Origin of the sequence: Bacillus daqingensis (assembly GCF_042654445.1) — a bacterium.
Lineage (GTDB): Bacteria > Bacillota > Bacilli > Bacillales > Salisediminibacteriaceae > Alkalicoccus > Alkalicoccus luteus.
On record NZ_JBHSGK010000004.1, the window covers coordinates 197,832 to 219,766 of the forward strand.

At 49.6% G+C, this 21,935-nt stretch carries 22 protein-coding genes and 1 riboswitch; of the genes, 15 read left to right on the top strand and 7 right to left on the bottom strand.

Annotation, left to right across the window (positions count from 1 at the left end; translation table 11 throughout):
• Positions 1-3: 3 nt before the first annotated feature.
• From ACFO4L_RS05805 to ACFO4L_RS05830, 6 genes are all read left to right on the top strand, one after another.
• The gene (locus ACFO4L_RS05805) at positions 4-1,374 is read left to right on the top strand and encodes an amidohydrolase family protein (RefSeq protein WP_377908756.1); all 1,371 of its coding nucleotides are present in this window, start codon (positions 4-6) and stop codon (positions 1,372-1,374) included.
• Between the two features lie 197 nt (positions 1,375-1,571).
• Positions 1,572-1,659, top strand: a riboswitch (cyclic di-GMP riboswitch).
• 45 nt (positions 1,660-1,704) lie between these two features.
• Complete coding sequence (locus ACFO4L_RS05810) at positions 1,705-2,568, top strand: amidase (protein WP_377908757.1); 864 nt, start codon at positions 1,705-1,707, stop codon at positions 2,566-2,568.
• 209 nt (positions 2,569-2,777) lie between these two features.
• On the top strand, positions 2,778-3,515 hold the full coding sequence (locus ACFO4L_RS05815; RefSeq protein WP_377908758.1) for a glycerophosphodiester phosphodiesterase: 738 nt from the start codon (positions 2,778-2,780) through the stop codon (positions 3,513-3,515).
• A gap of 41 nt (positions 3,516-3,556) precedes the next feature.
• Entirely contained in the window at positions 3,557-4,570 is a 1,014-nt protein-coding gene (locus ACFO4L_RS05820; RefSeq protein ID WP_377908759.1) for a YndJ family transporter, read from the top strand.
• A 15-nt stretch (positions 4,571-4,585) separates the two neighbouring features.
• On the top strand, positions 4,586-5,152 hold the full coding sequence (locus ACFO4L_RS05825; RefSeq protein WP_377908760.1) for a non-oxidative hydroxyarylic acid decarboxylases subunit B: 567 nt from the start codon (positions 4,586-4,588) through the stop codon (positions 5,150-5,152).
• Between the two features lie 922 nt (positions 5,153-6,074).
• Positions 6,075-7,478, top strand: a complete 1,404-nt coding sequence (locus ACFO4L_RS05830; RefSeq protein WP_377908761.1) for a Glu/Leu/Phe/Val family dehydrogenase — start codon at positions 6,075-6,077, stop codon at positions 7,476-7,478.
• Between the two features lie 47 nt (positions 7,479-7,525).
• On the opposite strand, the gene ACFO4L_RS05835 is transcribed toward ACFO4L_RS05830, so the two are convergent.
• The gene (locus ACFO4L_RS05835) at positions 7,526-7,930 is read right to left on the bottom strand and encodes a VOC family protein (protein WP_377908762.1); all 405 of its coding nucleotides are present in this window, start codon (positions 7,928-7,930) and stop codon (positions 7,526-7,528) included.
• Between the two features lie 293 nt (positions 7,931-8,223).
• On the opposite strand from ACFO4L_RS05835, the gene ACFO4L_RS05840 reads away from it, so the two are divergent.
• The 3 genes from ACFO4L_RS05840 (at position 8,224) to ACFO4L_RS05850 (ending at position 10,878) form a co-directional block, all read left to right on the top strand.
• Entirely contained in the window at positions 8,224-8,733 is a 510-nt protein-coding gene (locus ACFO4L_RS05840) for a type 1 glutamine amidotransferase domain-containing protein (RefSeq protein ID WP_377908763.1), read from the top strand.
• A 90-nt stretch (positions 8,734-8,823) separates the two neighbouring features.
• Entirely contained in the window at positions 8,824-10,197 is a 1,374-nt protein-coding gene (locus ACFO4L_RS05845; RefSeq protein WP_377908764.1) for an amidohydrolase family protein, read from the top strand.
• A gap of 75 nt (positions 10,198-10,272) precedes the next feature.
• On the top strand, positions 10,273-10,878 hold the full coding sequence (locus ACFO4L_RS05850) for a trimeric intracellular cation channel family protein (RefSeq protein ID WP_377908765.1): 606 nt from the start codon (positions 10,273-10,275) through the stop codon (positions 10,876-10,878).
• A gap of 51 nt (positions 10,879-10,929) precedes the next feature.
• Here ACFO4L_RS05850 and ACFO4L_RS05855 read toward each other — a convergent pair whose 3' ends face one another.
• Both ACFO4L_RS05855 and ACFO4L_RS05860 read right to left on the bottom strand, forming a co-directional pair.
• Entirely contained in the window at positions 10,930-11,274 is a 345-nt protein-coding gene (locus ACFO4L_RS05855) for a YflT domain-containing protein (protein ID WP_377908766.1), read from the bottom strand.
• A gap of 123 nt (positions 11,275-11,397) precedes the next feature.
• Positions 11,398-11,943 carry a DUF1836 domain-containing protein gene (locus ACFO4L_RS05860; protein ID WP_377908767.1) on the bottom strand — a complete coding sequence of 182 codons (546 nt, stop codon included), beginning with the start codon at positions 11,941-11,943 and terminating at the stop codon, positions 11,398-11,400.
• Positions 11,944-12,103: 160 nt separating this feature from the next.
• On the opposite strand from ACFO4L_RS05860, the gene trhA reads away from it, so the two are divergent.
• Positions 12,104-12,742, top strand: coding sequence for a PAQR family membrane homeostasis protein TrhA (gene trhA / locus ACFO4L_RS05865; RefSeq protein ID WP_377908768.1), 639 nt, complete (start codon positions 12,104-12,106; stop codon positions 12,740-12,742).
• 63 nt (positions 12,743-12,805) lie between these two features.
• On the opposite strand, the gene ACFO4L_RS05870 is transcribed toward trhA, so the two are convergent.
• Both ACFO4L_RS05870 and ACFO4L_RS05875 read right to left on the bottom strand, forming a co-directional pair.
• Positions 12,806-13,603, bottom strand: a complete 798-nt coding sequence (locus tag ACFO4L_RS05870) for a YihY/virulence factor BrkB family protein (protein ID WP_377908769.1) — start codon at positions 13,601-13,603, stop codon at positions 12,806-12,808.
• Between the two features lie 15 nt (positions 13,604-13,618).
• A complete protein-coding gene (locus ACFO4L_RS05875) occupies positions 13,619-14,779 on the bottom strand; it encodes a MalY/PatB family protein (RefSeq protein ID WP_377908770.1) in 1,161 nt (386 codons plus the stop codon).
• A gap of 96 nt (positions 14,780-14,875) precedes the next feature.
• On the opposite strand from ACFO4L_RS05875, the gene ACFO4L_RS05880 reads away from it, so the two are divergent.
• The 5 genes from ACFO4L_RS05880 to ACFO4L_RS05900 all read left to right on the top strand — a co-directional run bounded on the left by ACFO4L_RS05880 (position 14,876) and on the right by ACFO4L_RS05900 (position 18,731).
• Entirely contained in the window at positions 14,876-15,025 is a 150-nt protein-coding gene (locus ACFO4L_RS05880) for a hypothetical protein (RefSeq protein ID WP_377908771.1), read from the top strand.
• Complete coding sequence (locus tag ACFO4L_RS05885; protein ID WP_377908772.1) at positions 15,022-15,363, top strand: hypothetical protein; 342 nt, start codon at positions 15,022-15,024, stop codon at positions 15,361-15,363. Before ACFO4L_RS05880 ends, ACFO4L_RS05885 begins: the two co-directional genes overlap by 4 nt.
• An 18-nt stretch (positions 15,364-15,381) precedes the next feature.
• Positions 15,382-15,558, top strand: coding sequence for a hypothetical protein (locus tag ACFO4L_RS05890; RefSeq protein WP_377908773.1), 177 nt, complete (start codon positions 15,382-15,384; stop codon positions 15,556-15,558).
• 490 nt (positions 15,559-16,048) lie between these two features.
• Entirely contained in the window at positions 16,049-17,011 is a 963-nt protein-coding gene (locus ACFO4L_RS05895; protein ID WP_377908774.1) for an NAD(P)/FAD-dependent oxidoreductase, read from the top strand.
• A gap of 403 nt (positions 17,012-17,414) precedes the next feature.
• On the top strand, positions 17,415-18,731 hold the full coding sequence (locus ACFO4L_RS05900; protein WP_377908775.1) for an endo-1,4-beta-xylanase: 1,317 nt from the start codon (positions 17,415-17,417) through the stop codon (positions 18,729-18,731).
• A gap of 52 nt (positions 18,732-18,783) precedes the next feature.
• On the opposite strand, the gene ACFO4L_RS05905 is transcribed toward ACFO4L_RS05900, so the two are convergent.
• Entirely contained in the window at positions 18,784-20,670 is a 1,887-nt protein-coding gene (locus ACFO4L_RS05905; RefSeq protein WP_377908776.1) for a gamma-glutamyltransferase family protein, read from the bottom strand.
• The gene (locus tag ACFO4L_RS05910; RefSeq protein WP_377908777.1) at positions 20,667-21,932 is read right to left on the bottom strand and encodes a CapA family protein; all 1,266 of its coding nucleotides are present in this window, start codon (positions 21,930-21,932) and stop codon (positions 20,667-20,669) included. Before ACFO4L_RS05910 ends, ACFO4L_RS05905 begins: the two co-directional genes overlap by 4 nt.
• Between the last annotated feature and the right edge of the window lie 3 nt (positions 21,933-21,935).

The window sequence follows — 21,935 nt, forward strand, 5'->3', positions numbered from 1 at the left end:
TGTATGAGTAAAAAGTTGATTAAAGGCGGTATGATCCTGACAATGGATCCGGCAAAAGGGGATTTTAAAAAAGGGGACATTCTCATTGAAGACGGGAAGATTGTAGATGTTCACCACGACATTCAGGCAGAGGACTGTGAAGTTATCGATGCTGAGAACATGATTGTTATGCCAGGCCTTGTCGACAGCCACCGGCATACGTGGGAATCAGTCATTCGCAATACAGGAGCAGACTGGTCCCTGCAGAAATATCTGGGCAGCATTTATTACGGCAACATTGGTTCTAAAAGGCGGCCGCAGGACGACTATATTGGCAACCTGCTTGGCGCACTGGAGGCACTTGAAGCCGGTGTGACGACGATTTTGGATTGGACGATGGTCATCTCCAAGGATCACGCTGAAGAGATGATCCGCGGCCTGCAGGAATCCAAAATTCGCGGCGTGTTTGCTTACGGATGCCCTGGTGACGGGGATTATTGGAACAGGGAAAGCACGTTGACCAACGGAGATGACGCACGTTCGATTGCCAATCAATATTTTTCCTCAGGCGATCAGCGGCTGACGATGGGACTTGCGATCCGCGGTCCTGAGTTTTGTTCCTGGGATACGTCAGTGGAAGAGATAAAGCTGGCAAGAGAACTAAACGGCGTAGCGAGCATGCACCTCGGATTTGGAACGTGGGGGGCGATTGACAGATCGATCGAAAAGCTGCATCAGGCAGGCTTGCTCGGATCAGACCTCAACTTTGCTCATGCAAATGCCGTCAGTCCGGAAGAAATGAAGCTCTTGGCAGAGCACGGCGGATCGATTTCAGTCACGCCTGAAGTTGAAATGGCGATGGGACACGGGTATCCGGCAACAGGGCTCTGCCTGGAAAACGGCGTAAAGCCTGCGCTCGGTGTCGATGTTGTTACTTCAACAGGCGGGGACATGTTTGCCCAAATGAAGTTCGCGCTCCAGGCAGAGCGCTCCCGCATCAATGATCAGCTGCTTGCAAAAGGAGAAATGCCTGGACCACCTTTGAATATTCATGCGCATCAAGTGCTGGAAATGGCTACAATTGAAAGTGCGAAGGCGCTGAAGCTGGATCACAAAACGGGCAGTCTCACTCCAGGAAAAGAAGCCGACATCATCATGATTCGAACAGATGACCTGAACCTCTTCCCCGTCAACGATCCGATCGGTGCTGTCGTTACAAGTACGCATACCGGCAACGTAGACTCCGTGTTTGTCGGCGGCGAAGCAGTAAAGCGAGACGGAAAAATGGTTGGACTCGATTATAAAAACCTGCGCAGACAAGCTGTGGAGGCCCGTAATCACATTTACAGCGAATTCGGCAATCCAGATGACCTGTGGCTGCATGAGAACAACTGAGTAATGAGGATGGAAAACCGGAAGCAGTTCATGCTTCCGGTTTTTGACGCTTCATAAGCGTGGATCTTTGTTTTGAAGCCGAAAAGGGAAGGAGAGATGAGAAAGTCTCGTGTTATTCATAAAAAATCACGACAGATTTAGTTCCTATTACTCATATGAACGAATCGGCTAAGGGGTATAATAGTAACAAAAATAACATGTGACAAAGGCAAACCAATCTGAAAAGATGGGACGCAAAGCCGTGAGCCTAACCGCTGAATAGCGTATGGTCGTCAGGTTGCCGGGCCCGTTTCTGTGAGCCTCGGCTGGCACAGAAAGGGGTTTTTTGCGATGAAAAAAGTCCTGTTACTGCTGGTGGTGACTGCTATGGCAGCTGGAATTTGGGCGGCTCCCGCTGGAGCAGCTTCAGCTCCGAACGCAACTTGGCTCTGGAACCCGTGGATGTTTGTCGAAGATGAGAGTGGAACCATTGCCTTTCTAAAAGAAAAGAATGTCGAGCGTGTATTTGTACAAATTGATCGCAGTGTCCCACAGGCTTCCTACAGAAGTTTTATCCGTCGTGCAGGAACGGAAGGAATCAGCGTCTATGCCCTCGATGGCGCACCGGAATGGGCGGCACCAAAAGGAGATCGTCATTTGACGACAATGATGAACTGGCTGGGAGACTACCAGAAGCGTGCGGGAGCAGCAGAACGCTTTCAAGGCGTTCACTTAGATGTAGAGCCGTACCTGCTTAGCAGCTGGAACAGCAATCGTGCGAAGACGATCGCCGATTTTCAATCACTTCTGCTGACAGCGAAAAGACAGAGTGCTGCGGCAGGACTGCCGCTGGAAGCAGATCTGCCATTCTGGTTTGACGAAATCAGCTTTAAAAACAAAAACGGAAGCGGGAATCTCGCAGAATGGGTGATTCAGCAGCTTGATGGCGTGACACTTATGGCTTACCGGGATACAGCTTCTGCAATCAATGAAATCGTAAAAAATGAAATGGCCTTCGCAGCAAAGCACAAAACGCCGGTCACCGTCGGAGTGGAAACCATGCAGTCTCACGAAGGCAATCATGTAACGTTCTTTGAAGAAGGCGAAGCATACATGAAGCAGCAGCTTGACCTGGTATCGGCCCGGTACGCGGGTCCCTACTATGGAGGAACAGCGATCCATCACGTCGACAGCTGGAAAACGATGAAGCCGTAAGGCGCTTTCGGCAGTTTCTCTCGACCACTCACCTTTAGCAGGTGGGTGGTTTTTGTCGTTTCCCAAAAAAACAAGGTTCCACGTCTGATTTGCCGCTTTTCCACATGAATCCGAGCTGTTGTTTACAGTTGATATATGATCTTTACAAGACGTTAATAGGAGTTCAGGCTGGTGATGCGGTACGATAGAGAAAAAGAGGAGGGTGACAGATGAAACCAGCTATCGTTGCACATCGAGGATTCTCACGCGCGTTTCCGGAAAATACCATGATCGCTTTTCGGGAAGCAGTTGCTGCTGGCGCAGAGGGGATTGAATTAGACGTCCAGCTGACAGCAGATGACGAACTCGTTATCATTCATGATCACACGCTTGACCGGACAACAGACGGTCATGGAGCAGTCAACCAATCTACTCTCAAGCAATTGTCGGGCCTGTCTGCAGGCAGCTGGTTTGACCATAAATTTGCATCTGAACGGGTTCCAGCTCTTCAAGAGGTGCTGAAATGGGCTCAGCCGCAGAATATCCAGCTGAATATAGAACTAAAGCATTTACCCGAGGATCGAGAACGAACGGCAATGGAAGCGGTCAATCTGCTGCAAAAATATCCGCAGAGAAGAAGACCCGTATTCTCCTCTTTCGACCACCCCGTGCTGCCCATGCTGAAAGGAGCAGAAGCTGATACAGCATTGCTCAGCCTGGGAGCGGTTTTGGAACCGGATCGGTACAAAAAAGAGCACGGCATCACAGGGCTGCACATTCAGTACACCATGATGACACCGGCAGAAATCTGTGAGCTGGAGAAACGCGGCATGGCAGTCCGTGTGTACACCGTTAATCACCCGGACGATCTGGAAAAGCTTTGCCGCACCGGATGCACGGCTGTCATCACGGACGACCCGGCTCTTGCGCTCAGAATACGAACCACGGTAGAACACTCGGTTAAATAACAGCTTAACAGAGCATGAAAACGGGAAAGGGAAGGGGGAGCATGGCACGGGTTGAAGAAGGGCAGGGATTCGCGATGACCGCAAAACTGAACGTAGGCCTTGGAGCCGTAGTTATTGTAATTTGGCTGTACATAGCAGATGTCGATATCGTGTCAGCTGCCCTCGTGCTGTCGTTTCTCATATTGATTCCGCTTCTCCTGCATATCGCTGTTCCGAAGCGGCCGAATATGAAAGCAGAGTTCATATTGCGCTGGCTCTCCCAGCGCTCCTTTTTAGCAGGCATTTTCGGTCTGGCCTCGGTCACGTTTGAACCGCTGGTGCTGTCGATCGTGCTGGCATCCATCTGGTTTTTGTTCATGCTCGTCGTTGCGCTATGCGGCGCATGGAGAATCTACCGCAGGGGGCTTTATCCGGCTGAGGAAACGATTATTGATGTTGGCCTGCTTTTTACCGGGGTCGGAGGTATCTGGCTGATTCTTTGGCAGGCTGGGATTGATCAAGTTCTTCCATATGATGAACTGACGATGTCGCTGACGACGGTGCACTATCATTATTCGGCGGTCGTTATTCCTGTATTAACAGGGGCCTTCGGCCGGCTTCTCGTGTCGCTGCGCGGCGATACCGGCACGGCATACCGGTTTCTTGCAATCGGTGCGGCGATCGGTTCCCCATTGATTGCATTGGGTGTTATCCAAGGTCCGCCGCTGGAGCTGGTTTATGTTACGATTTATGCAGGACTCCTTTACTGGCTCAGCATCTGGTGGCTGATGCTGCTGCCGAAGATGACTCTTCGCACGAGAGCGTGTCTGCTGCTTGCGTGTACATCGCTGCTCGTATCGATGGGCGTCACGTTTCTGTATGCGTTCGGCGTGACGTTTCAGGTGGACATTATTTCGTACAGTATGATGTTTGTCTGGCATGGTGCAGTCAATGCGATTGGCTTTTCCCTGTTTGGTGTGCTGGGCTGGTATTTGCTTGGATCACTCCCTAAACGAAAACGTCTCGGCAGCGGTATCGTCAATCCAAAAGAGGCCGGGCATCATGAAGAACTATAAGGAAGGAAGACATGTATGACGAAACGAATTATTGTAGGCATTTCCGGCTCGACCGGACCAATATACGGTATCCGTCTGTTACAGGCACTTCAGCAAATGAACGATATTGAAACACATCTGATCGTCAGCTCATGGGCGGAAAAGACGATCCGGATTGAAACAGACTGGACGGCAGAAGAAGTGAAGCAGCTGGCAGACGTCGTGCATCCGCCTGAAAACCAGGCTGCCCGTATTTCCAGCGGATCCTTTCAGACGGATGCGATGGTCATCGTACCGTGCAGCATGAAAACCTTAAGTGCGGTTGCTCACGGTTTTGCCGATAATCTGATTGCGCGCTCAGCTGACGTGGTGATGAAAGAGCGCAGGAAGCTGATTCTTGTACCGAGGGAGACACCGCTGCATGATATCCATTTGGAAAATATGCTGAAGCTCAGCAGAATGGGTGTGCATATCGTTCCTCCAATGCCGGCGTTTTACAACCAGCCTGAGACGATTATGGATATGGTGGATCATACGGTAGCAAGGCTTCTCGATCAGCTGGATATTCCGAACAACCTTACAAAACGCTGGCTGGAAAAATAAATCTATTCTGTTATTCACCGAAACCGCTCCTGAAATCACGAGCGGTTTTCAGGCTGTTAAAAAAGTCTTTCCACTTACATGTTATTCGTTTGGTTGTCTTTCCCCTCTGCTTACCTAGCCTGCCGCGGGCTTGCCTTCAGCTATTTCTCAGGGTGACCCCTTTTAGCAGGGAGAATGGCTCGGGAGGATGGCGCGGCTTCGCTCGGACACAGGCTTCTCACGAGAAGCCTTCAAGAGCCGGTCCGGCTCCGCTCGTGCGTGGATGCCGTTCACAGAACTGAACGGCACGAAATCTTCAGACTGCTTGTTGCGCCTCCGCCGGACACATCAGGAAAACGGGTCTGCTTGTTGGAGAACGACGTCACGATAGGCAGACGCGACTGCTTTTTTTACATTTATCATAAATTCGATGAAGGACTGGCATCCCTATTCAATATCGAAACGTCTCTTCCGGAAGGTTCTATCTGTACGGAAGCCGATCGTGCAGGCCTAATCAGGTACGTGAAACGCACTGTCAGCTGCCGACATCGAAGGACCTTGGATCAGAACGAGGCGAAGATCCAGCGCTTTCGACGGAAGAAGCGATTAGCTGAGCCTGTTCCCTCGGGAAAGCGAGTGTCCGCAGATACAGGCAGATGTAATCTTATTCACCTAAAATGACTTTATCGACACTCTGGAAACCGCTCCTGAAATCAGGAGCGGATTTTTAGTCGGAAAAACAGAAAGCAGCTTCATACCCTGATCGAAACGTATGCGGAGCCTATTTCCTTCTCCGCATATCAGTTGAAAGCGCCTGATTATGTCGTCCATAAAAAACAGCGCAATTTTAGTGTCGCTGTAACGTTTGAATGCGGTTGAACAGGGAAGATGTCTAGTATAATAAGCCTATGAAAGGCGTATATTGGAAAGGGGATGGGACGCAGTGACTGTAAAGGATACGCAAATGCTGATCAAGGATATGATGAAGCGGCTCTATGAGGATGATACGTTTCTGCCGGAGGAAAACGGCGATGCACGAGAACGATTTTTCCAAAGCGGCACCGAAATACTGACAACAACCGATAAAGTGATTAAAAGCTACATTCGGGTATCGCGAGATAACAGAGAGATTGAACGCATCCCCGCTTACCGCGTACAGCACAATAACATTGCCGGTTTTTATAAAGGCGGAATCCGTTTCAACGAGCATGTGAATGAAGAAGAAGTAGAAAATCTGGCAGTGCTCATGACGCTGAAAAATGCTCTGCATGATCTACCCTATGGCGGAGCAAAGGGAGGCGTAGTCGTTTCACCTAACCAGTATTCGACGCGGGAACTGAATATGATCAGCAAAAAGTACGTCCAGCGCTTTGCACCGGATATTGGTCCGACACACGATATTCCGGCTCCGGACATGGGAACAAATGAAGAAACGATGGACTGGATGGTCGGCGAATTTAAAACAATCCATCCAGGTAACAACTACATGGGAGCTTTTACAGGTAAAAGCGTCGCGAATGGCGGAGCACAGGGAAGACGGGAAGCGACCGGGAGAGGTGTTTATCACAGCTACCTGTGGCTTGCTGACAGCTGGGCCTCGAATGTGAAAGAGGAAGAGGTGCCTGAAGGCGTTCACCGTCAGCAGCTTCGGTCGCTGCACAGAGTACGGAATAAAAATGAATCAGGCGAGCCGATTACAGCAGCCGTTCAAGGGTTTGGTAACGTAGGCAGTGTGGCCGCGCAGATGGCAGACAGCTGCAGCAGGCTGAATCACCGCATCACCGCTGTCAGCGATCATCAGGTGACGCTTGTTAATGAAAGCGGACTTGACGTTGACCGGCTGATTAAATATCAGGAGAAGCATCGGGAACTGCCGGTGTCAGAAGAGCTTCTGAGCCGCATCGGCGTCAAAGCAGACATTCTTCCTCCTGAAGAGCTTGTCTATCAAAAAGTGGATGTGTTATTCCTTGCAGCGGTGGAGGATCAGATCACGGCGGATAACAAAGAACTGATTCACGCGGATATTTTCGTTGAAGGAGCGAACGCCCCTATTGATAAAGAGGCCGATCGTTATTTGCACGAGCAGGGAAAAGTGGTAATCCCTGACGTTCTTGCAAATGCCGGCGGTGTCATGGTCTCCTATATCGAGTGGAAGCAGGATCGCGTCACCTATTTGTATTCTGAAGAAGAAGTGCTTAAAGATATGACCGATCATATGTCGAAAAGCTGCGAAAAAGTGTTTGACTCTTATTTTAGAGAAGGGCTGTCAGGCATCCGGAACACGTGCTACATGCATGCATTGAAGCGGCTCTTTACGCTGCTGTACCGGCACGGTAAGTTATTCTGATAAAAAACACCCTTCGTCCGGTAAAGGCCGGTACGCAGGGTGCAGCTTCAGCGGTTGTGCGGAGAATCTTCATCAGGCTCCAGAAATTCAATCCGGTTGCCGTCCGGGTCCCGGACCCAGCACTGACGGTTTTGTCCAACACCCCTTTTTGGCTCTGTATCCAGGTGAAGGCCCCGGCTTTTCAAGCGCTCTGCGACGTCATCCACGCTGTCCACAAGCAGACAAAAGTGATGCGGCCCGATTTCCTGCTTCTGGGGCTCGTAAACGCCGCTGCCTCCATAAAACAGCTCAATGTATTGACGAGGAGCGACTTTTATATACTCTATCCACGGTTCGCCTTTATCATTTTTTATTTGAAAAGCGTGTTCGAGTCCGAGATCTTCGCAGTAAAACTGAAGCGATTTGTCCATATTGCCAGTAACAAACGCTGTATGTGCAATGCCTTTAATCATCTGCTTCACTCCTATCGGTCTTGATCCATCGTTACATGCAGATACATGTTCCCTTACCATAGCACAATCAAGCAGAAATACGCGGAAATTTGTAAAAAATACCTTATTTCGTTTCTCAAAGTCGGATAACGGGTAAAACCATTTCTGTAAGCAATTTTGGAAAGAAGGTGAAGGATATGGCTAAATTCAGAAGACTGATCGCCATCGTCCAGTTAGTTGTTGTAGCGTGGCAGCTCGTGCAGAGACTGCGTAAAAAATAGGCTAGTAAACAAGTAAAGGAGTGCAGGTTATCTATGAGTAAAATCGCTTGTGTGATGACAGATATGTTTGAGGATTCTGAGTACACGTCGCCGCTGGAAGCTTTCCAAAAGGACGGTCATGAGGTAACAGTCATTGGCGATGAGAAGGGCAAAAAGGTCACCGGTAAAAACGGGGATGCTACAGCAGAGGTGGACCTTGGCATTGATCAGGCTGACCCCGCTGACTATGATGCGTTGTTTATTCCGGGCGGGTTCTCGCCGGATATTTTACGGGGAAATGAAGATTTTGTTACGTTTTCCAAGCATTTTATGCTTCACGATAAACCCGTCTTTGCTATTTGCCACGGGCCGCAGCTGCTTATTACAGCTGATGTTTTACAAGGGCGCAAAGTAACCGGATTTAAATCCATTCACATGGATCTGCGTCACGCTGGAGCGAATTTGTTTGACGAAGAAGTGGTCGTCTGTGGCAACCTTGTCACAAGCCGCACCCCGAATGATCTGGAAGCATTTAACCGTGAATCAAAAGCGCAGCTTCAATAACAGCTGCTGCTATAGTACCTGATACAAGACAGGCTTCAGAATTCGTCTTTTCTGAAGCCTGTTTCGCTATGTATAAAAAGGAGGAGTTCGATGATACAGGCAGATCGAATATGGGTAGGGGCCCGCGTATTGACGATGGAACCCGGTGAAGAAATAATTGTCGATGGTGCAGTAGCTGTAAAGGATAATCGCATAGCAGGCGTCGGTACGAGTGAAGCATTGAGACAGACCGTAGAAGCAGCCGAAATAATCGATGCACGAGGGAAGCTGATCATGCCGGGACTGATCGATGCTCATATTCATTCCAGCTATGCGGTAATCCGCGGAGTCGCTCAGGATATGGATCACTGGATGCAGAAGGGTATTTGGCCATGGATGAAATACATGACGATGGAAGATCGGCTCGCCGGGTCTTATATGAACATTATCGAAGGCATCCGCGCCGGCACGACAACGTTTGCTGATTACGACAGAAAAATGGACAGTCTGCTTGAACAAAATGCCTCACTCGGTGTCCGCTTTCATGCAGCAGAAATGATTAACGAACTGCCGGATGATATTGGAGACCTGCCGGTATCAGAGCTGTATCCGTTGGACAGAGAAGCGGGAAAGCGCCGGTTGCTTGCAGGTACAGACCTTTATGATAAATGGCACGGTGCAGAGAATGGACGCATCACTGTGCTGCTCGGACCACAGGGACCTGACATGATGAGCCTTGAGTTGCTCCAGCAAACAAAGGCTGAAGCAGATAAACGAGGAATCCGTCTGCATATGCACGTCTGTCAGGGGGACCGCGAGCTGTACCAGCTTGAAAAGCGGTACGGTAAACGGTCGATTGCTTTTCTGGAGGAGCAAGGTTTATTAAATGAGCGGTTAACAGCTGTGCATTTGACCGAGGCAGACGAGGAGGAGACCGCTTACGCTGCTTCAAAAGGCGTGAATATGATTCACTGTCCCGGCAGCATTGGCATTATCGATGGCATCGTCCCGCCGGTGCAGGCGTTTTTGGAAGCCGGGGGCAAGGCTGCGATTGGGACCGATCAAGCGCCGGGCAACAACAGCAGCAGTATGTTTCAGGAAATAAAAGCAGCAGCAGTGCTCAATAAAGTAAAGGCTCGCGATCCGAAAGTCTTTCCCGCACAGCAGGCTCTCCATATGGCGACGCTGGGAGCAGCAGAAGTCCACGGACTGGACCATGAAATAGGAAGCCTGCGCACCGGTAAAAAAGCGGATTTGATCGTTGTTAACTTAGAAACGCCGGCCCTGACACCGGCATTGACGAAACCAGTTGATACCATTACCCCGAATTTGGTGTATGCGGCTTCTGGTGAGGAAGTAGAAGATGTAATCGTGGACGGCCGCTTCGTGATGAAGCAGCGTAAGCTAGTGCATGCTGATGAAACAGCTGCTGCTCAGCGTGCGCAGCAGCGTGCCGAGCAGTTAGCCCGGAAGGTAAAAATCTAGCTTGCCAGCGCACAGGACATCTCGTAGAATAGATGGAGCTGTGCTGAAATTATCTGGAAAGAAGGACGTTTTACCATGTGGGAAACTTTAAATATCATCGGGACGATTGCTTTCGCGCTGAGCGGTGTCAATGTGGCGCTTGAAGAGCGGTATGATCTGATGGGGGTGTATATACTTGGTTTTATTACGGCGTTTGGAGGAGGTGCAGTCCGCAATCTGCTGATCGGACTCCCCGTCTCTGCGCTGTGGGACCAGGGCTGGCTCTTTACCGTGGCGTTCGTCGTCATGACGTTTGCTTTTCTGTTTCCTCGGCTCGTACGCTGGACGCTGCTGCGAAGAGGCGTTTTCTTTGATGCGATTGGGCTTGGGGCCTTTTCTGCTCAGGGCGCACTCTTTGCCGCATCGATGGGGCTGCCGTTAAGCGCATCGATAGCAGCTGCAGCGCTCACCGGAACAGGAGGCGGCATGATCCGGGATATACTGGCCGGCCGCAAACCGTTATTCCTGCAAAAGGATATTTACATTGCCTGGACGCTGATTCCAGGCGTGGTAATCGGCATGAACTGGGTTACCGGCGGGGCAGAGGTGCTTGGTATCGTTGCACTCGTCGTCATCATGAGGCTGTGCTCCGTTTATTTCGAATGGTCACTCCCAAGTCGGGAGCCGGAGAAAGCTGCATAACAAAAGGCGCTGCGGATTATCCGCAGCGCCTTTTTATAAGTGGGATGGTGTTTACAGCGCCATTCCGTCCGGAGCATTCGTGACAACAATAATTACTTTTCCGTGGTCAAGCTTTTCTTCCAGCTCGCCGGCCATGTCTTTGGAGAATCCAAGCTCCTCAAACTTTGCGCGAAGCTCATCGCCGGGCTTACGGAAAATATTTTTAGCCGCAGTACCGAAGTCCATGTCGCCAGTGCTGACCGTATTTGCATCTGCATTATCAGCAACACGCTCCGTGCGGTCGTCATCGTGCGTCAGAATGTAAATATCATCTTCATTTACACCTTTTTCTTTAATTCCTGTTACAGCATCTACTACTTCCTGATCGTTATAAAACTCTTTGTAAAGTGGATTCATGCGTATTCATTCCTCCAGTTCAATTTTAATGGTAAAGAACATCCTGGTGACGTCCTATTCGTATTAATACCATCAATAGAGGAAATTAAAACCTGAAAAGGTAAAAAACTGCCGGGAAGCTTGCTATGGCAGGGAATCAATCATTTTTTCTGCAGCACGCCGGTATAAATTACTTTGATGAATAAAGCTTAAAATCAACAGTACCTGCTGCACGTAAGGATCTGCCTCTTTTTTCTCCATGTCTGCTGCCTGTTTAATCATCTCACTGCGGACGAGCTCTGTTTTTTCATCTGCACAGTTCAAATAGCTGCGATAAAGCGAAGCAGCACTTCCGTTTTTAGGCTCCTGTGCTGTCACGCCGGCTGTGTCGAGAACCTTCTTAATATCCTTTAAAGAAAGCGCGCCTTTCATTTCGTAAATCATGCTGATCATCATGACATGCTCCTTCGTATACCGCTTGTTTTTAGCAGGCAGCAGAAGGTGCCCTTTGGCATAATTGTTAATCATTGTTTTCGTCATGATTTTTTCTTTTTCATCCCGCTTTAAATCCTGATAAGCAAGTTCGAACAGCTGAATGACCTGGTCCATATACAAATCCAGATCCGGCAGCTGCTCAACGTGTACGTGCCGGTCCAGCATCATCGCCTCTACTTGTTTTCCCAATGACATTGTTCGTCACTCCTCCTGTTTGCATCTACGTGTTATTGTACCTTACTTTTGCGTGAAGCAGGCCAAACGGTAAAAAAGCGAAAGGAAAAACTGGATTTCATCATAGAGGCATGGTATTATGTAGTTATCGAAACTACGTTATGGTTTATGGAGGTTGCGAATGAGTACATTCACATTTACGAGAGAAGAGGAGAAGGTTAACGCCGCCACACACGGGGTCGGCATCGTGATCAGCCTTCTTTCCTTAATTCTGCTCACCGGTTACGCGGTAGAGCATGGAACGACGACACACGTGGTCAGCTTCGCCTTGTTTGGCGTGTCTATGCTGCTTTTGTACACATCTTCCACGCTGCTGCACGCTCTGCCGGAAGGGCGAGCGAAGGATATATTTGAAATCGCAGACCATGCCTCCATTTATTTCTTTATAGCAGGCACCTATACACCGTTTCTCTTCATCGCCGTACAGGGCTGGCTCGGATGGGCGCTCTTCGGCATTGTTTGGGGCTTTGCTCTGCTTGGTACGGTGCTGAAAATCTTCTTTGTTAAAAAATACATGTTTTTGTCAACGCTCGGCTATGTTATTCTCGGCTGGCAGATTGTTTTCGCCTGGAGCAGCATATCAGCTGTGCTTCCGGCGGCCGGACTGCAGCTGCTTGTGCTTGGAGGAATATTGTATACCGGAGGCGCGGTCTTTTATATGTGGCGCGGCTTCAAATACCATCACGCCGTCTGGCATCTGTTTGTGCTTGCCGGAACGATTTCCCATATCGCTGCCGTCGCACATCTGCTCATGATTTAAAACGAGTAGAACCCCTTTCCGAATCGCTTATCCGGAAAGGGGTTCTTTTGTGAAAGGCTTGCTTTATCCCGCTTCTTTTTCGAGGTTTTTTTCCTTGCGCATGGCATTGATTTCTCCGCCGATAAGCAGGATAAGGGAAATGAGATGAAACCAGACCATCAGGGCAATGACGGCTCCAATCGTCCCGTAAGTAGCAGAGAAGTCGGCAAAACGCGATACAAACGCAGAAAAAAAGTACGAGGCTACCTGCCATCCGACAGTTGCAGTGAGTGCACCGATATACACATCCCGAAACCGCAGCATTCGGCTTGGACCAGTCCAATACAGCAGCATAAATACAGCAAAGAGCATAAGGGACGTCAGACTCCAGCGGACGAGATCCATGTTAAACAGCATCAGTTCAAGCTGCAGCCAGTCCCGTATATGCACCCCGACCACTTGGAGAACAAGTGCTGCAATAATAACAAAAAACATAGCAATCGTGAGGAGCAGGGCAATCCCTCTTTCCTTCAAAAAGGGGCGGGTTTCTGTCGTGTTGTAAGCCAGATTTAAGGAGCTGATAATGGAGTTCAGAGCAAGAGAAGCTGTCCATAGCGTCAAGAGCGCCCCAACTGATAAAAGGGCAGGCTGCGTATCTGCTGTCAGCACATTCCACTGGCTCTCTACGACCTCAAGCGCTCCTGGAGGGACATAAGCATTCTGAAGCAGCAAAAACACGTCAGAGGGCCGAAACGGCAGGTAGGATAAAAAAGCGATCACAACAAGCAGGAAGGGAAACAGCGACAGGAGCAGGAAATAGGCGCACTGCGCACCGAGATTTATCAGCTGATGATCTTGAAATCTGCGCCAGAATTCCTTCATGTGAACCGCTCCTTTCTAAGCAAACGCCTTTTTCAGACGCTTTAAGCCTTCCTTGACTGTATCCCGCGGACAGGCGATATTCATGCGGACAAAGCCGGATCCGGCTTCCCCGAAGCTTTTACCAGGATTCAGGGCAAGCCGTCCCTTCTCCTTTAACGCCTTGTTTATTTCAGCATCGGACAGACCGGTTTTGCGGCAGTCAATCCACATGAGATAGGTTGCTTCAGCCGGAACGAGTCTTAAGTCCGGTAGCTCCGCCTGCAGATAGGAATCAACGAGCTTCATATTGTCCTGGAGATAATCAAGCAGCTCTTCCAGCCACCGTTCTCCCTTTTCATAGGCAGCTTCCATCGCAAGAATACCGAACGTGTTCAACGTGAAAAATCCATTTTTCTTATCGATCTGCTCCATTTTTTTTCGAAACGATTCGTTTTCCGTCACGATAAAGGAGGCCTGCAGTCCCGCCAGATTAAACGTTTTACTCGGCGCTGCGAGCGTGATGGTGCGTGCAGAGGCTCCGGCGATCGAAGCGATCGGAATTTGTTTATATGGACCAAAAACGAGATCACCATGTATTTCGTCAGAGACAATGATGACATCATGCTTCTCGCATAACTCTGCGATCCGGGTCAGCTCATAGTGCGACCAGACCCGGCCGACAGGATTGTGCGGCGAGCACATTAAAAACATGCGCGACTGCTTCAGCTTTTCTTCAAAATCGTCAAAATCAATCGTATACGTTCCTCCGGATTCTACGAGAGGAGAATCAATAACGGTTCTATCGTTATCTTTTATCATAGAGAAGAACGGCGGATAGACCGGGGACTGCAGGAGAACACCGTCTCCACGCTCTGTTAGCGCCTGTACAGCCTTACCGATCGATGGAACGACGCCGTGACTGAACTGGATCCATTCCGGTTGAATCGTCCAATCCATGCGCCGCTGCATCCAGTCCACAATCGCCTGCTTTACGCTGTCGGCAATGTATGTATACCCAAATAATCCGTGGCCAGCACGCTCGCTCACGGCCTGCCTGACAGATTCGGGAGGGTGAAAATCCATGTCAGCCACCCACATTGGCAGCAGTTCATTTTCTGCATGATAAAGCTGCTTTACTTTATCCCACTTTACGGAATACGTCTCGCGACGGTCGATAAATTCCTGAAAATAATTCATCATCATTCCTCCTTCTGTTTTCATTATACAGAATCAGCTGGTTGCTGACCCGTGCTGTGCATTCTATGCTACAATACGTGTGGCGGAGGTGTTAGGATGATCTGGACATGGATCGGCATCACAGCTGTAGTCGCCGTCCTTATTCTGCTTACAGCAGCGGTGCTGAAGGAAAAGCAAAAGCTGCAAAAGCTCGAAAAGCAAACGCAGGAACTCCGCGATGAGCTTCACAGGAGGAAAACGAAATGAGAAAAGCTGGCATCTGGGTATGGGAGCTGACAAAGCTTGCGGGCGTCATGTTTGTGGCACTGCTCATCTACAGCGTGGTTAATGCCCTGCTGCTTGAAGCAGCTGGAGGTATGGAGGCGCTGGAAGCGAGTGGGCTGTTCACCGTCTTTTTCCTGCTGCAGACAGGCGGCGTACTTGCTCTGATTACCGTTTATTACCGAAACAGACTGCTCCCGCGTTCAAAACTGCAGCTTCCTGCCCGGGAGCCCTTGTCACAAGCCTGGACACGCAGGCTGATCGGCATCGGGGTTGCTGCTATTACAGCATCGTATATTATTTTGTTTATGATTATTCTTTAAGACAGGGAGGGAAGTCTGGTGCTTCAAGCTTTACAAGGGGTACTCGCAGTGCTTGCGCTGATGTGCATCGTTCCAGCTGTTCTGTTCGGCTCTCAGGGATTTGTCTACGGGGCCATTGCCCTGGCATTTGCGGCCTTTATCGTTCAAATCGTTTCGAGGCGAAAAAACAATGCAGAAGATAAGAGCTCTTCCTGAGGGAAGGGCTCTTTTGTGGATAGTCAGCCGTCAGATGATCCGATGCCGCCCCAGGAGATTAAAAAGACAAAAAGAAGAAGACTGGAAAACCAGCCTTCTTCTGTTCCACTTCATAAGGGACCCAACCGTCTCTGCTTTCCTGCTTCCCGGCTCAACATAGGCTTTTCCGTCGATTCTCATCGTTGGAACGGATCCGCAGAGTGTTATTCCGTGGTATCACGTTAGATTACTCAGCGCCTTATCCATTATCGCAGTACAAACAAAATTCGTACACGATCTATTCACACGGAATGACGAGGCTGAGTCTCTTATAAAGTGGAGCTACTTTACAATACCCGCTATGAGAAAAAGCAAAACATACTTTTTGGTTTTTTTCAGCAGACGAAATGGTCATGCTGCTTGAACAGCAAACAACGGGGGTTTTGGCGGTAGGCGTGCTACAATAAGGCTGTCGATAAGATTAAGTCGTTTAGCAAAGGGTGATAGTCGAATGCAAATTGCAATAGCTGGAGCAGGACTGGCAGGCGTGTTCGCAGCACAGACACTTGCCGCTGCTGGTCACGAACCGTTTTTAATCGATAAAGGCAGAAGTGCCGGCGGCCGGATGGCAACGAGACGAATTGGGCAGGGCAGGGCCGATCATGGAGCTCAGTTTTTTACAGTCCGGACAGAAATCTTTCAGAAGGAAGTGGACCGCTGGCTTGAGCGAGGCCAGGTTAAAAAGTGGTTTGGTGACGACCATCCGCGATACATGGCACCTGACGGAATGAATACGTTAGTAAAGCAGATGGCTTCTGCTTTTGACCTCCACTTGGAAGAAAAGATTGTCCGAATGGAAGCGGAGGCGGACAGTATTCTGCTCGCAGCAGATTCCGGCAGCATTTTCCCGGCAGATGCCGGAATCGTCACGTTCCCCCCTCCGCAGACCGCAGAGCTCATGCACCGTTCTGCTATTCCGGGCACCAAAGAAACGGTGAAAACGTTGGAAATGTTAACCTTCCGCCCTGCCATTGTTGGACTGGTGACGCTAAAGCAGCCGGCAGAAGCCGGTTCACATGGAATGTTGGACCGGGATTTACCTGAAGGGATTGAGAAAATCATTGCCGCCGATCAAAAAGGACTGACGTCTGAACCGATTTTATCTGTTTACATGACAGCAGACTGGAGCAGGCGCTACCTGGATGAACCGGATGAGAAGGCAGCCGAAGCGCTCAATAACTCACTCGCTGAATGGAAACAGCTTGAAGTAAAGGACTTGCAGGTTAAACGCTGGCGCTATTCAGAAGCAGAACAGACACACGCAGGTGCATGGCTGCAGGCAGAGTCACTGCCGCTGTACTTTGCGGGAGACGCCTTTTTACACAGAGATGATGCAAGTGGAAGAACCCGTGTTGAAAGCGCCGTGCTTTCCGGCATTGCAGCTGCCGAGGCACTCATCAAACAGCATGGTTAACTATAGCAACTGTATTCACGAACCGAGCAGCATCTTCGGCCTGTCAGACAACTGACAGGCTTTTTTGTAAAGCGATTTTCTTTCATGCGGGACGTTGATTGGCCCCAATCTGAACGTGCACATCTGTATAATGCAGCGTGTCGAAAAAGAAGTACCGGAAGACACAGCGGGTCGATTCCAATTTATATCAATAATAGGTCGATTGGACAGCAAAAAAATAGGAGATACTTACACTATTTCTGAAATTTTAGTTAATTCATTGAACTTACTAACTTTCGTGCGTATGCTGAAAGAGAAATGATAGCGCTGTCATGATCCGGGAAGGCTGGTGAAAAGCAGAAGGTGTGATCAACAAACAGCACATGAATAACAAACTCAGCATCTCATAAAAGGAGAGGGTTTTTTGAGACAGGTAAAACGAACGATCGCAGCTGTAGCCGCTTTATCGCTTACGGCACCATTTGGAGCAACAGCTTTTGCCGACAGCCACAGTCCTCATGCGCTCGATGCAGACTCCATGCAGGAACGGTTTGCAGACTCTTTTGATATTGGTGCAGCCGTAGAGCTTTATCAGCTGGAAGGTGAGCATGGAGATATATTGAAGCACCATTATGGAAGTGTAGTCGCAGAAAATGTGATGAAGCCGCTTTATATACAGCCTGAAGAAGGGGAGTTCTACTGGGATGAAGCAGACCAGCTGGTATCATTTGCTAATGAGCATGATCTGGATCTCAGGTATCATACGCTCATCTGGCACAGTCAGGTTCCAGAGTGGTTTTTTATCGATGAAGAAGGCAATGAAATGGTAGACGAAGAAGATCCGGATCAGCAGGAAGCAAATAAAGAACTGTTGCTGGAGAGGCTGGAAACGCATGTTAGCACAGTAGTTGAGCGATACAAAGATGACATAGATGCTTGGGACGTGGTGAATGAAGTCATTGATGATGAAGGCGGATTACGCGAATCAGAGTGGTATCAAATCACCGGAGACGAATACATTAAGCGTGCATTCCATACCGCTCGTGAATACGGCGGGGAAGATGCGAAGCTGTTTATCAATGATTACAATACAGAAATCAATCCGAAGCGCGACGATTTATATGCCCTCGTGGAGGAACTTCTCGATGAGGGAGTACCAATTGACGGCATCGGCCATCAGTCTCATATTCAGCTTGACTGGCCGACGCTTGAAGAAATTGAAGAGTCGATCCGCTTGTTCGATGGCCTTGGGCTTGAAACGCATATCACGGAATTAGATGTCAGTCTTTACGGCTATCCGCCGACCCCGGCGTTTGATACGTACGCTGATATTCCGGATGAGGCGTTTGAGGTTCAGGCGGAGCGGTATCATCAGCTCTTCACGCTTTACGAGTCGCTGGATGAGATGATCACGAACGTGACGTTCTGGGGCATTGCAGATGACCATACGTGGCTTGATGATCGTGCGGAGGAGTTTAATGACGGCATCGGAAAAGACGCTCCATTTGTATTTGATGTCGACAAAAACGTGAAGCCTGCCTACTGGGCAATGATGAGCGATGAACCGGCGACAGAAGCAGAAATGGAAGCAGGCGTTGAACCAGTAGACGTGGAAGAACACGGAGATGAGCTGCCAGCTACAGCGACTAATATGCCGCTGTATGGATTGCTGGGGCTTGTTGCAGCTGCCGTGGGCGTCATTCTTCTTAAACCGAGAAAAACAGAAGAATCACGCGCATAAGCATAAATTAAAAGCACAGTCCGTCGTTGCGGACTGTGCTTCTTTTAACAAGTTATTCAGCTGATTCGATCTGCCATGAACCGTTACGGCGCGGGTCACCACCGCCGTACATGCCGGACACATTTCCATCTTCATCAAGCGTCAGGCCGAGGCCTTGAATGCCGCCGTAGAAAAGTGGGGAGGTGTGCTCAACAACAGAGTAGTTCATTGCCTGCAGCTCCTGAACCGCTTCCGGATCAAAATCGGTATCCTCTACATAAATGACGTTATCTTCATTATAGAAGCGAGGATGTTCAATCGCTTCCTGCAGAGACATCGATTCACCGTCGTCATTTACTCCGTGCTGGTAGCGCATAATCGTCTGCAGCACCATAGCGGGAATACGACGTCCGCCAGGTGAGCCCATTCCGAGAACAGGACGTCCCTGCTCTTCAAAGATCATCGGTGCAACAAACGTACGCGGACGTTTACCTGCCTCATAATAGTTAGGAGATTCCTCATCGAAGCTGAAGTTATCTACCTGGTTGTTTAAGAAAAAGCCGTTCGTGTATATACCAGATCCGTAAAACTCCCCAAGAGAGTGCGTTGCAGATACCATCCGACCATCGGAGTCTACAATGACAAAATGAGTCGTATGCCGGGCATCCGCTGTCTCAGAAGGAGTGTCAAACAAGTCTGTATCAGTTTCGCCGATCTCTTCTGCAGAGAAATTGTCGACGAGCGTATCGATGTAGCTGTCAGCTGTCAGCTGATCGTTGTCGACATTTGTATAGGCCGGATCACCAAGCGTATCAAGTCTGCTTGCATACGTGATACGCGTGATTTCATTAATCATGTGCGTGTAGGCAGCTGCATGCTCGGGTTCGCTGGCCAACTCCTCAAGTGTCACGTCACTTTCTTCTGCAATGCGCTCAGCCATCTGAAGCGCCTGTACAACTACAGCACCGGAAGATGGGGATGCACCGCCGTGAACGACCTGTTCGCCAACCTCAGCTGAAACCGGATCGTTTTCCTGTGCTTCATAATTTGCTAAATCGCTCAGCTCAAAGGGAGAACTATTGTTGGCTCCAAAATCCGGGTTATCGATAACGCGTTCCATTTCTGCGACGATTGCTTCCGCAATCTCGCCGGTATAGAACCCGTCCGCTCCTTCTGCCTGAATCGTTTCCAGGGTATTTGCAAGTTCATCCTGAACGAGCGTGGAGTTTACTTCGAACGGCTGACCGCCCGGGAAAAAGATTTCCCGTTCATCAGGCGTGAGCGTATTCAGGCGGCGAGCCGCGTTACCAGTCGTTTGATTGAGCACGTTTCCAACGTCAAAGCCTTCACGGGCTGTTTCGATCGCGGGATCAAGCAGTTCCTCCCACGATAGCTCAGAATGGTTCTCATGGATCATTTCCATCCCTTTTACGAGGCCTGGCACAGCGATGCCTCGCGGCGTACCTTCGCTGTTCTCTACCATGTCCACGTCAATACTTTCAGCGGCAGCCTCCCGGTAATCGTAGCTCAAAATGCCTTCTTCGGGATCGTGGACGAGCATAAGCCCGCCTCCGCCAATCCCGGAGCCGTATGGCTCGACGACGTTCAGCATGAAGGAGATCGCAACGGCGGCATCAACTGCATTCCCGCCGTTTTCCATAACTTCCATACCAACATCTGCAGCGAGAGGATGTACGGAGCTGACGCCGTACACGCCGATTGACGGCTGCGTTTCTTCTGAATGATTTGTATTCGAAGTGTTCTGTTCATTGTTCGGCTCTTCAGTCTCATTGCTTCCGGATACCTCAACAGAGTCTGTCTGCCGATCCTGAAAGGCACCGGAGTATGGTTCGCGGAACGGATCGAATTCGTCCGCAAAATAAAGGTTCCATGCGACGAGTCCTACAAAAATGACGGATGCTGCTGCATAGGTCCAGCGGAGATATGGTTTGTAATTCATGATGGTCCAACTCCTTCAAGCACTCCAGCAGCGTCCAGATCCACCTTGAGGCGGCCATCCTCGACTGTCCACAAGTCGGAATCAAGTTCTTTACGCAGCGTACGGAAAATGCGGAAATCGTGATAGCTTTTTAACGGTCCGGCCGTTTCATACGGTTTTGTATCTCCAATCCGGATCGGCACAAAGGACATTTCCGTTGAGCCGTCATCCAGAAAGTCGAGCTGGGCAATGACCGATTCCTTCGTACGGGACCAGCCCTGGTCAAATACGAAATTTCCTAGGCTGTTCATGACAAACGTGCGGTGGCCATCGTTATTTTCAACAACTGTTAACGGCTCCAGCACGTGGCTGTGGTGACCGATGATAATATCGGCGCCGTAGTTGTTCATAAACTGGGCCAGCGCTTCCTGGGTCTCGTTGTAGCCTACCTGATACTCATCGCCCCAGTGCACGTGCACCATCATCACATCAATGCCAAGACCGCCGTCTTCTTCAGGAAGTTTTGCCTCCTGCAGCTGTTCCCGCAGGATGGTCAGTCCGACATATTCGGATGTAAAGACCCCGCCGACGTAATCAGAGGCGCTGAAGCCTTGTACGAAAACGTCGGTGAAACCGATAATGCCAAAGCGGACGCCGTCTTCATTTTCAAATGTTTCAATGCGTGAAGCATCGAGATCCCCTGTATCCTCTTCATCAATGTTCAAAGCATCCCCAATGCCAACCAACTCAATATCTGCATCGCGCATGTGGTCAAGCGTTTGATTTAATGATAAGTCACCGTAGTCGAGCATATGGTTGTTCGCCAAGTTCACAGAATCAAAGCCGGCATCGATCAAGGCATCAACGGAGTCCGGCTCCGCAAAGAAATGAATATCCTTATTGTGAAGCTCGGCGTCTTCTATTTGCGGGGCAATTTCCGGATCATCGGGGTCCATCACCGGATTCTCAAAATTTCCCGTTGTGTAGTCAGATTCGTGAAAGAACGGTGTCACGTAGTCAAATACGCGGTCAATTGGTTCATTTGCCTGGTTTGCGGCCTCCAGCACGTGCCGGCCCATCATCATGTCTCCGACCATGGATATGCGGTAATCAACGTTATCCGGTCTCGTATCCTCTGCTTCCTCAGCAGGAATGAACCAGCTGTACCCAAATAGGGGGACAGAGATGACAGCCATGGCAATGAGGGAATCACGCAGGGCCGTTTTTTTATGTTTGATTTGGAGCAGCTTCATGCGCTCCTGAAAGGTAAACTTTCTTTCCATAAA